5 protein-coding genes and 1 pseudogene are annotated in these 11,584 nt (G+C 62.3%); all 6 read right to left on the bottom strand.

Going from position 1 to position 11,584, the window contains the following annotated elements; all coding sequences use genetic code 11:
* A pseudogene (locus tag P3T25_RS47885) lies at positions 1-674 on the bottom strand (cytochrome C); the annotation flags it as partial.
* A gap of 493 nt (positions 675-1,167) precedes the next feature.
* A complete protein-coding gene (locus P3T25_RS47890) occupies positions 1,168-2,862 on the bottom strand; it encodes a cytochrome C (protein ID WP_429364712.1) in 1,695 nt (564 codons plus the stop codon).
* A gap of 2 nt (positions 2,863-2,864) precedes the next feature.
* Positions 2,865-3,689, bottom strand: coding sequence for a hypothetical protein (locus P3T25_RS47895; RefSeq protein WP_154565702.1), 825 nt, complete (start codon positions 3,687-3,689; stop codon positions 2,865-2,867).
* Between the two features lie 25 nt (positions 3,690-3,714).
* On the bottom strand, positions 3,715-4,554 hold the full coding sequence (locus P3T25_RS47900) for an outer membrane lipoprotein-sorting protein (RefSeq protein ID WP_266256849.1): 840 nt from the start codon (positions 4,552-4,554) through the stop codon (positions 3,715-3,717).
* Positions 4,555-4,596: 42 nt separating this feature from the next.
* Positions 4,597-5,097 (bottom strand): hypothetical protein, encoded by a 501-nt coding sequence (locus P3T25_RS47905; protein WP_154565703.1) that lies wholly within the window; start codon positions 5,095-5,097, stop codon positions 4,597-4,599.
* A 10-nt stretch (positions 5,098-5,107) separates the two neighbouring features.
* The coding region (locus tag P3T25_RS47910) for a choice-of-anchor Q domain-containing protein (RefSeq protein ID WP_429364715.1) at positions 5,108-11,584 on the bottom strand (6,477 nt) is incomplete at its 5' end.

Genomic DNA, 11,584 nt, shown 5'->3' on the forward strand with positions numbered 1-11,584 from the left:
ACCATGATGTTATGCGGGCCCCATTCGCGGGTCAGCGCAACGCGCCAATACGGGTTGTAGCCTTTCAGATAGGTCTGCGGGTGGGCCAGGTCTCCTGCCTTGCTGCCATGGCTCAGAAACGACCAGATTCCGTCGGCGGTGCTGTATGCGGTCAGTTCCGCGTACACCATCTTGTTCCAGTACAGGTAGCCGCCAATGCCGACGACCTGCTGCGCCAATGCCCCCTCGATGAGCGGCGTGAACACCGGAGACCCAACAGCGCTCGTCGACGAAGAGAGGTAGGGGTAGCTCCATGCAGGCGCGGTATTAAAGACGTCCTGCACCGTCGGATTGTTGTGCAACGTTACGCCTAGTATGAAGTCGCTCGCTTCGCCGATGATCCGTTCCACGTAACGGACATCGGTGTTGTCCGATGCCCATTTACCGATCCACCTGCCGTCGCCATTCTGGTGATCGTAGTTCGTGTAGGTATATTGAGCGAACGCGCCGATCTTGTCGGTGATCTTCCCGGCGAGGAAAATGCTGGCCGCATCCCATGTCAGATTGCCGTCTTTGGGCGAGATGGGATTCCCGTTAGCGTCGTTGTTGTGCCGGGTCTTGGTCGCATCGACTGTTCCCATCACGGCGAGCGGGATGGTGCGTTCGCCGAGCGTATATCCGTTCAGCTTGAACATGCGCCCATACGGCGTGAGCTCGGGAAACTGACCGCCGGCGTGGCACGCAATGCAACTTTGTCCTGTTTGCCGTGCGAATATAGGCAAAGCGTGTGCGGTAGAAGCCTGGAACAGACAAAGCGCCACGAAGGCCACCGTCCAACCACAGCGAAGCATCTGATTAAATGCAGGAATACTGATAATAGTCCTTGCCATGGCTATCTCTCCCTGCGCCGTGCTTCACACATTTGCCAACGGCGGAAAAATTCAATGACTGCGTTGCTGTGTCGCGCCTGACGGCAACGAGCGAAATGAGAAGAAGGTCTCGCGACTACGGTGCCCCATTCCGGTGAGGCATTCGCGCCCCCTTGCCACGTTTATATTGTGCAAACCGTCGACAGGAAACGACATGGGTCAACGTCCTATTCTTGCGGTAGGGGAGACGCCCGGCCGCGCGGGCGATAGCGTCTCGTGATTTCTTGCGCGCCAGTCCACGCTTCGTCTCACGACATCGTCACGGCACCATCCAGGCCCCGTCGGCAACGAGCCTGACTCGGTCCGGCTCGGCAAAGCGGACGATATAGCCGCCCTTGGACGCGAAGCGCTGTCCGGGCGCCAGCGTGAGGCGCGGGTAGTAGCCGGTCAGGATGCGGCGTTCAAGCATGTCCTGAATGCGCTCGATCAGGTAATCCCTCTCAAACGCATCGACCATATGACCAAGCGTCTCCGCCAGCAGACCGCACGCGAGATAAGTGTCCGCCTGGACCTGCGGGGCGACCATCGGGATTTTGCGGATCGAGAACCAGCCGAATGCATAGTCGACACGGACACGCCGTCCGTCCGGCAAGTCGAATGGATAGGCGAGGCGCGTGACACCGCGCCAGCTTGCCGACAACGGTGTGCTATCGAGCCCGCCCAGCAGCCCCGACATGAACACGGTGTCCGACGGCGGCGGCAAATGCCCGAGCGCCGCAACGTCGGGCGGACGCAGCCATAGCACCAGCACGTCCCCATGCGAAATTCCGTGCAGGGAGCGCGCGACGCTGTCGCCTGGCGCAAGAGCACGGCTCGACACCGCGATGCCATGGCCCTTCAACGCGGCGGCAAGCGCCTGTGCGCCCCGTTCGCCGTTGTCGCCTGTGCGATAGACCTGCCACACCCTTGTCGTTCCTTGCATGGGTTTGCCATGGGCTTCATCGAGAATCCGCCTCGCAAGCAGCGCCGCCTCGAGCAGTACACCCTTCGAGAAATACACGGAATAGAAATCCTGGTCGGTTTCAACCGGCACCTCCACGTTGGGAAAGAGACACGGCACGGCCTCCTGCTCGCAGAACTCGTGGACCGGCGCCCAGTTCTTGCCGCCGAGTCCCGACAGCACCGCAAACACCGGCTGCTCCACCAGTAGGCGCTTCAACTGTTCATGCCACGTCGACGGCGGTCCGCTCAACTCCCACACATGCAGCTCCCAGCGACGATTGACCATGAACATCATCTTGTGCGACGCGCGTAGCGGCGGCGTCGCGCCAAGCGGAAACACGTTCTTGTCGTCGAAGTACTGTTTGAGCACATCGAGCATGCCACGCCGTTTCACCGGGTCAGCATCCGGTGTGATGATCGTCGCGAAGTGCAGCACCGTGTCCGTCACACCTGCCGGCCTGCGTCGATCGAGGCGTTTCAGATAGCCGATCAGCGCTGCCATGTCGGTGTCGTTCAACGCGTACTGCGGCATCAGATTGCTGAGCGGTTTGCCCTCCGAATCGAGTCCCTCGCGTATTGCTCTTGCGATCGTCGCATCGGTGTAGGGCTCGCGATTGATGCGCATGCCGGGAATGTACGGGAGGTCGAACTCGTCGGGGTTCTCTACGCGAGCATGGATCAGATACCGGTCAGTGATCGGCGGGATGTTGTTATTCCCCTCTCTGGATCCAAGGCCGCTGCGCCGATGGCAATTCATGCAGGCCGCGGCGGCGCCTCGCAGGTTCACGCCACCGTCGTGCATCGCTTCAAGCGGTTCGCCCGAACCCAGCACGCCTTTCTGGAAGATCGCTTCCCCCGTGTTCGCTGTCGTTACGGGCGGCGACGAGGGGGCAGCGTTCGCCTTGCCTACCGGCGCAATCAACGCGGCGAGCAATGCCCATTGAACGAGCGCGAGCGCCGCGAGCCATCGCACCCGAGCGCTGGCTCCTCGGCTGACCCGGGCGCAGTCCATGGCTAGGGGCCCGGCCGGCTCAGAGCGGGCGACGACGCATCGGCATTCACCGACACCGAGTTGCGCCGACCCTGCGAGCCCGGTTTCGTGAACATCCCATCGTCAAGCGGCGGATTGAGCGTCACCTTGTCGATCATCAGCTTGTCACCCTTTCCGGCCGCCGCTGCGCCGCTTTCGATCGTGAACGGTATCTGCAAACCGTCGACGCTCCTGTAGTCGCCGTACTTCACTTCCACTGTGACCGGCCCGCGAGGGCCCCGCGCCACGCGGTCGTACTTCACGTCAAGAAAGCTCTGCGCGTCGACCCACACATGACGGGTCACACCGGAAGGCAACTTCACGCCGAGGCGGTATGCATCGTGTCCGTCGACCTTGTCGATACCGTCGAGCGTGACATCGACACCCTTCGCCTGATGGTCGATCAGCAATCCGTCGATGACCTGCTCGTCATGCGCGGAACTCAGCTCGTCCATGGTGTACGGCCGCGCTTCGCCGCCGCCGGTGGCGCTCGGGCTCACCTTCCAGCCTTGTTTGCCGTTGAATACCCGGACAGCCCGGTGGCTGAGCACGGTGACCTCGAAGCGTGTCTTGTTCGGACGTTTCAGCGCGAGCGCAAACGGCATTTCCTCCGCGGGTGTATTCGCACTATCCACGTGCCCGACCCAGACCATCGTCTGGATATTCCGCCATGCGTCGAGCCCTCCCCTCGCGGCGATATTTTTCTCGACGATCTGGTCCGCGCTCAGATCGTGCTCCGGTATTTGCTCGCTCGCGTACACCGCCGCCGTCAGGCAGCCGATGAGCACCCACAGTGCGATTCGTGTCATGGCAGTGGACCTCGCACGATAACGGCTAGTGGCTATTCACCAGCGGCTGCTGGTTCGGCACTTTGGCCATGGCCAGTTGCGGTTTCGCAAACAAGGTATCGTCCGCCGGCGGATTCACCACGACATGGTCGATCGTCAGCTTGTGCGTCGGCTTGACGCCGCTGACGGCAGTTTCCAGCGTGTGCGGAATGACGAGCCCATTTTCTTTCTTGTAATCGCGATAGAAGATGGCGACGTCGTGCATCCGGCCGTCGAGCTTGCGTGGTTCGCCGTCGATCTTCAGTTCGAGAAAACTGCTTGCGTCGATCCAGATGCGGCGTGACGTATTGTCTTTCGTCGTCAGCTTAAGGACGTACGCGCGATGCCCTTCCACCGATTCCATACCCAGAGCATCCACCCGTGAGCCCTTGCTCGCATAGTCGATCAGCGGCCCTTCCAGGTCAGCCGACGCCGCAGCCGATTTAGCCTCCGCAGGGGTATACGGTTCGACTTCGTCGCGTCCGAGGAAGGGCCTGACCTTCCAGCCCCGCGCGCCGTCGTAGACCTGAAACGCCGTCTGCTCGTTGAAGCGAACCTCGAAGCGGCTCTTGTTCGGCCGCTTCATCGTCATCGTGAACGGCAGCTTTGTGTTCTTCTTGCCACCGGCATCGATCTGCCCTGACATTGTGATCGTATTGACCGCATGCCACGCCTGAAGCCCGCCACGTGCCGCGACGTTCCGCTCGACGATCTGCGCCGCACCAAGATGACTCGCCGCAGCGGCTTGCGCCGTTCCTGCGGCCGAGGCCGCGTATGCGACCGGGCAGGATGCCAGAACACAGGCCACTGAGGCCGCCGAAATCGCCTTCAAAAGAAACCGGGACATGATTCACCTCCCCCATTTGTGTTGCAAATCACCGTGCCGCGATCATTCGACGATCAGTCCGTCGACATGAAGCGAACCGATGAAAATGTCGACGCGCTCGCCGGCCTTGATCGGCCCGCCCTTGTTGGAAAACACCATCCAGTATTCCTGCCCGGCTTCAAGTGGACCGGTCTGGCGCAACGGCCCGACCTTGTCCATCACCGGAATCTCGAGCACCGCGTGGCTCGTTTGCCCGTACAGGTAGGCGGTCGCGGTCTTCTCGCCGAGCAGATGCGCCGCCACCGGATCCGTCACGCGATAGTTGAAGCGGATCAGATTGCCCGATGCGGTGCGGCGCACGCTCAGGTTATCGATGCCCTTCATCATCCCGTAGTAGTTCTTCGCGTGCTGCGACACACTCACCGGCAAATACGGCGAGTGCCTGGCCGTGAGCGCCGGCGGCGCGCTCTGCTGGGCCGCGACCCCTTGAACCAGGGTCGCGGCCAGCCACACGCTGCTCGTGAACAGCACCGCCGGCTTTGTCGAGGGGGACCGAAGTTTCATTACAGCCCCCTCACCGTATGACCGCAGGCAGCGTCTGCGCCGGGGTCAGCGGCGGCACCGGTGGCGTCACGACGGGCAGTTTCGGCGCCACTAACTGGAACAGCCCGAGCAGACCACCCGTCGACGAGCCACCCAATGCGAGCGGATCGATCGGCGGAGGGGTGCCGCCCAACAAGCCTGGCTGCACGACCTCGACCGCGCCGATGTCGATGGCGGCGCCCTGCGGCCTCGACGTGCCGAAGATGTCGTGATTCGGCGCACCGGCCGCCGTGCCGGCATTGATTGCTGGCGAACCCGTATTGATCGAGTAGTTGCCCAGCACTACGTTATAGCCGGTCATGCCCGACGTGAGCGCTTCGTTGAACAGCGACAGCGGACCGTACGACATGTTGATCCACTGGTTGCCTTCATCCGGCGTCGCCGACGGCATCAGGGTGAACAGCGGATTCGGAAGAACCGTATCGGCGATACCCGGCGGTACCGTGATGCCGATTCCGCCCGCTTCCGGCGGCACACGCGAGCCATTGCAGTACTGGTGCACCACAGCCGGATTCAGATTGCTGTTGTGCGCTCCCGGGTAGTCACCGGCGTCAGTCAGAATCGAGTACTGCGGGTGCATCGTCAAAGCCGCTTGACGACTGCTGGCCGAGGTGTCGCCGAACGCGCCAATGTCCCAATAGACTGCGTTCGGATCGCAGAAGCCTGTCGCCTTCCCTGCCTGATTCAACGACGGGTTCAACGTGACCGCGTTCTGCAGGCCCGCGATGTTCGGATTCTTTCCTCCCACGGTGATATAGAACGTGCGGTTCTGCCAGAACACGTTATTGGTCAGCACCGGGTTCGAGAACGTCGTGCAGTTGGGCAACCCCGCCGGACATGCCACGCTCTGATTGGTGAACGCGACGATGAAGTTCCCCGTGTGGCGCGCGGTCTCCAGCCCAGCCGGCTCGAATGTCGACGTCGTGATCGGAGAGCACGTCGTTTCCGATCCAACCGTCGTGCAGTTCGGCGGCCCGACGTTGGCCTGCGTGGCCGCGGGCGTGTTGAACAGCACGCCTGCGGACGCAGTTGCGTCGTTGGAGACAACCGTGTTGTTGATGAAGTTCACGGCCACCGCATCCTGCAGCGAGACACCGCCTCCCGCCCACCCGGCCACGTTGTTCGCGATGATGTTGTTGGTCACCAGAACCGAATACCACGCTTTCGGGTTGCTGGGACTGCGTTGTACGTCGGTGCCGTTGACATTCTGCAGCCGCAGGCCACCGCCCTTGCCGCTCTCCGCCGTGTTGCCGACAATCAGATTGCCGTCGATCACGAGACCCGGGCCAACGCCATCCGAAAGCTGAGGCGCGCAATCGATGTCCACCGTCGAGTTCTCGCAGAACGTGCCGTCAGGCGGTACGCCTTGGGCGATGATGCCGCCACCGTACGTGGGCAGCGTCGGGTTGTTGCTCTGGTTGAACAGCACCCAGTTGTGCGAGATGTCGCCGTTATAGCTGAACCCGAAGTGCGCGATACCGCCGCCGTCGCCGGCACTGATGTTGCCGCAGACCCAGTTGTAGTTGAAGTGATAGTAGTCGGCACCATTGCAGAAGGTCACACCGCCCGCCGATGAAGGCGTGGTCGAGTTGATTTCGTCGCCATACGAAGCATTCGACGTCACCGCGTTGTTGTGAATGTTCACATGCTGGTTGAGCAGGAACGGCAACTCCGTCACGCCGTCCCCGGCGATGGTCGCTTCGGCAGTTTCGACCTGGCCTACTGTGATGCCTCCTGTAAGCGTCCCTGCGTTGGCGAAGACACGGTTGTTCGAGACCTCCGTGTAATGGTTCCAGCCATGCAGGAAGATCCCTCCGCCGCCTTGCGAGCTGTTGGTGAAGGTCATGCCGTCGATACGCGACGGATTGCACAGGAAGTTGCTCGGATAGTTCGTGCAATCCGGCGGGTTCGGCTGGAGCAGGGTCGGGCCAGTGAGCGGCGTGCAAATGCCGTTCGCGATGCAGTTCGGGTCGGGTTGCGAGTTCACGTCCTTCACGCCCTTGGCGAGCACGGTAATGGCCGCACCTTCATACGCACCCATCAGCGTCGGCTCGATCAGCAGCTCAGCCAGGTTGCCGTTGAGGTTGAAGTCCCATCCGGAGGCGGGTTCGAACGGTATCGTATCCACCTTGCGCTGCATCGTGGGCGAACAGGAATACGTGCCGGTCGGATCGTACGGATTGCTCGCCGAGATCAGACCGCCGTTCAATGCGTCGCCGAAGAGACAGCCAACCTGCCTGCGCCACGGGTCCATCTTGCCCGACGGGTGGGTGTTCGCGTTGACGGTTACCGCCGTCGCACCGACACCTTGCAACCGGACCGGCTTCCACATCAGCAGCATTTCGTTATAGACGCCCGGACCGACGACGATCATGTCGCCCGGGGTCGCCTTATCGATCGCGGTCTGAATCGCGTTGCTGGTGGCGTTCTCGCCATTCACGTAGGTTGGCATCTTGCCACCGATCGTGACCGTGACCGTGTCGATCGAGCGCTTGCCGTTGGCCGCCGTGATGACGAGTTCACCGCAGGACGTGGGATTCAGCACGCCACGCTGCTGGATCGTGCAGCTCGACTGCGAGCCGACCAGGATGGGCACCTGGCCTGTGATCGTGGTGTCGCTCCATGAAACATTGTTCATCGGAACACCGCCGATCGTGGCGTTCTTGCACGGGCCGATGGCCGGGCATGTCGAAGGCCGGCTGCCAAAGCCATAGTGACGCGTCAGGAACTTCTGATTGAACGGCGCCGTGGTCGCAGCCGGACCCGTGTAGGCATGGTTCGGCACCTGCTGGTTGCCCTGAGCGTTGATGGTCAGCGTGCGGGTGGCAACGCTCACCCAGGGTCCCGCGCCGGCGCCGAGCGAGTCGCCCGTTACGCTGGAAATCGCCGGCGTGGCATCCGGGTACGCGCAGTCAGGCTGGTTGTAGCCCTCCGCGAAGGCCGAGACCGGCACCACTGGCGTATCCATGTACTGGGTCTGTCCAGGCATGAACGGAATCTCGTAACAGAACTGGCTGTATGCCGTGTTAAACAGAGGATCGCGAATCGTCTGGCCAGGATGCGCCGGATCGGGCATATCAGGATCGTTCATGCAGGCGACCATCATCGTCGGCGCATAGCCGGTGGGGTTCGGCGGGTTGACCTGCCAGGTCGAATAGTTCAAGCCGTTGAAGATGCCCCATTGATCCGTATATGTGCGAGCGACTTCGTTGCCGGCGAAATCCTTCATCGAGATCGGCACGTTCGGCACCGCAAACTTTTCACCGAATTGCGGCGAATACGGATCGAACTCCGAAGAGAAGTCATCCAGCATGAAGCCGGTGTAGTGCGCGGCCACGTGCGTCGAACTGAAGATCCAGAACTTCGTCAGCACTGTAGACTGGCTCGTCAGGTTAACTTCCTTGCGGTCGCACAGGTGCCGGGAGGCGCCCGCGAACGGCGCGACTTCCTGCGAACCCGGGAACAAGCTGATGTAGTCGGGCACGATGCGCAGCTCACCGACGCAAGGCCAGGAGGTTTCGATGCTGCCCGTGTCGCCCTCGCCCCGCGAGTAGGTGGTGGAGCCCAGGTCCTGGGTCGGATTCTGCGGATTGTTCCGGTTATAGGTGGAGTTCACCGCAGCCTGGTCGGGCAGGATGAAGATGGCGCCGATGCCGGCGAACTGCTGCGTGACCGGCGCAATATAGTTGTCGCCGATCAGGATGTTCTTGTCTTCCTCCTTCACCAGTTCGTAGCCCGGCGGCACGATCACTTCGACCACGTACTTGCCGGCAGGCAGCATCTGCGTACCGTCGCCCGAAGGATTGGCCACACAGACCGTGCAGTTCGTCGCGGTCGGCTTGCCGGTCGTCGTGCTCCGGCCCGTCACGCTGGGGAATTTGTACATCCCGTCGTACGGCGCGGGCTGCAACTGGTTGAACGCGTGCATGCCGTCGTAGCACTTGAACTGCGAATGCGCTGGCAACGCACGCTTCTGCGCGTCGAGCCATTGCGGGGTGTCCTTCAACGTGAAGAAGAACGGGTCAGTGGTCTCCTGTCCCGGACAGTTCATGTTCGGCACGCCGTCGGAGCGGAAGCCCTGCGCCCAGTCATCCCAGCTGGCGGTCTTGGTCGTGTCCACCAGCGTCAGGCTGGTCGTGCCGTCCGCCGCGACGCCCTCCTGATACAGGTTCACCGTGACGTTCGGCACGTCCGGCGTCCACTTTGTGTGGATCAGCAGCGAAGGATCGTCGAACGGCCGCGTCGAAGCGTAGATGACTTCGCCCCGGATGCCGCCGTTTTCAGTCGCGCCAAACTGCGCCTTGCCGAACTCGATAAAGGAACTCTGCCCCGAGAAGCCCTGCCAACCCATCGTGGTCACCCACGGCGGATCGACTCTGCCGGTCGAAGGATTCGAACCCGTACGGTCCTTGCAGTCCGCGTCGTTGCAATACACCGCGCCCGGTACCCGGAGGTTCGTGGGCAGGTGCGCCGTCGCGGATTCCAGCGTGTTGGCGTAGTTAGCTGCAATGGTCGAGGTGCCGCCGCCGGGTGTGCCGTCGGGCGGGCCGCCGGCGTCGTAGACCACATGGACGCCAGTCTGCTTGAAGCGGGTTTCGTCGGTGTCGACGACGTACCAGTTGAACAGCGGGAACACTTCGTTAAACGACGCATAGCCGTTCAGGTCCGTGTTGTTGAAGTTCGAATAGCTGCCGTCGCGGAAGCGGATATTGGTCGGAACCAGCGGGAGCCCTGGCGAACTCGTCTGCGAGACGCCGGAGCCGGTCGTGTCCATGAACGTCCGGGTGTAGAGATTCGTGTGCCATTGGAGCACCGAAAGATCCCCGACATCCACAGTCTGGCCGGTCGCCAGTTGCACCGCAGTCGCGAGCCCGTCGACGATCTGATCGTTCCATTGATCGAAGATCGTGATTCTGAACGTGCCTGCGGGCAAGCCGCTAAAGCTGAACGTCCCGTCGGCGTTGCACTTGGTGAACGCCATATCCTCGCCGTCCGGATCGCCGACGCTGACATAGCACTGCGTGAAACTCAGCGAGGTACGCGAGCCGGCGCCATACAGATTCTCGTTCGGCGGACGGCTGTAGTGCAGGTTCGTTACCCTGCCCTTGAGCCCGCTTGTGCACGTCGCACCTGCGCAAAGGAGCGGCAGGCGAGCATTGATGATTTTCGGATTGGCAAAGCCGACCGCCACGTGAAAGCCTGCCGGCCCGAACTCCTGGAAGTACGCCGGCCCACCCACCTTGACGAACGCGTCGTGTGCCTTCTGTCCGTCCAGCGTGTTCGTCTGCAGCCATTCCTCTCCCCTGCCGATCCGGTCGGCTGCCGGCGTCGCGACGACGCCGTACCGGCCTGGCATCAAGTTGGCAATGATGGCCTGGCCGACGAGCGGCGACACCGTCTTGCCGTCCGACTCGAATTTCGGACACGTCGGGACCATGCCGACAATTCCGTCGGTCGCCGTCGAAATCGGGCAGGCATTGAGCCCCGTGACCGGATCGATGGTCCCCTGCAAGGAATTGGACAGCGGCATGTTGAACATGTCGTACGTCATCTGTCCGGTTGGGTCGCCGGTGCCGCCCGCGTCGTCCCAGAGCTTGATTTCGAATCCGCCAAGTCCTGGTTCGCGCGCCGAGCCGAACGTGTCGGTACCGCCACTGACGTCCACTTCGCCATTCACCGGGGCGTCGTCTTCGAAGACAAACACCGAGACCTTCGCGGTCGCCATCGGCGTCTCCTGCAACAGCACGTTGACGCTGGTCTGTCCGGGCGCGATCGGGGCGCCACCCATGGTGTGGCCGCACTTACCCGTGCCCGGCGCAAAATCCGCGCCGGCGGGACCCGACGGGCAGTCCTTGGAAATGTCGAACTGTCTCTGCGGCCCGGTCGGGTTCGCCGGATTAACCGGTTGCGGCAAGCCCGCACCGTTCCCAAAGCTGTTACCGGCGTCCCCGGGCAAGATCGAGATGTAGTAGTGCTTCTTCGGATCGAGCGCCACCTGGCTCGGATTGACCGGCACCTGTTGCGCAGCCGTAGTGCGGCACACGCCGTTGCCGATATCGCACACGGCCGGCAAGTGCGAGTTGCTCGCCGGGTCGTATACCGTTTGCCCCGACTCGCAGGCGACCTTGCCGACACAACCTGCTGCCACCACCGGCATGTAGCTGGTGTGGAAATTTGCGCCGAGGCTGGGAACCGGCAGCGGCGGGCACGTAGCCGGGCGCGTTGTCGCGGTCGTCTGGCATGCGGGATCGATCTGGAAGGTACGGTCTTCCTCGATGATCCAGCGGTAGTCGGCAAGCTGAACCGCGGTCTTGCCCGGCGCCGTGCTCGGCGCGTCCAGCGGCTTGACGATAAGTCCGCTGCCGCCCTTGAACGTCACCGTCACGGTCGCGGCGGTGCTCGACGTGTTCTGCGAATTCTTTGCCGTGTATTTGAACGTCATGGTGGC

Origin of the sequence: Paraburkholderia sp. GAS32, assembly GCF_050434225.1 — a bacterium.
Classification (GTDB): Bacteria; Pseudomonadota; Gammaproteobacteria; order Burkholderiales; family Burkholderiaceae; genus Paraburkholderia; species Paraburkholderia madseniana.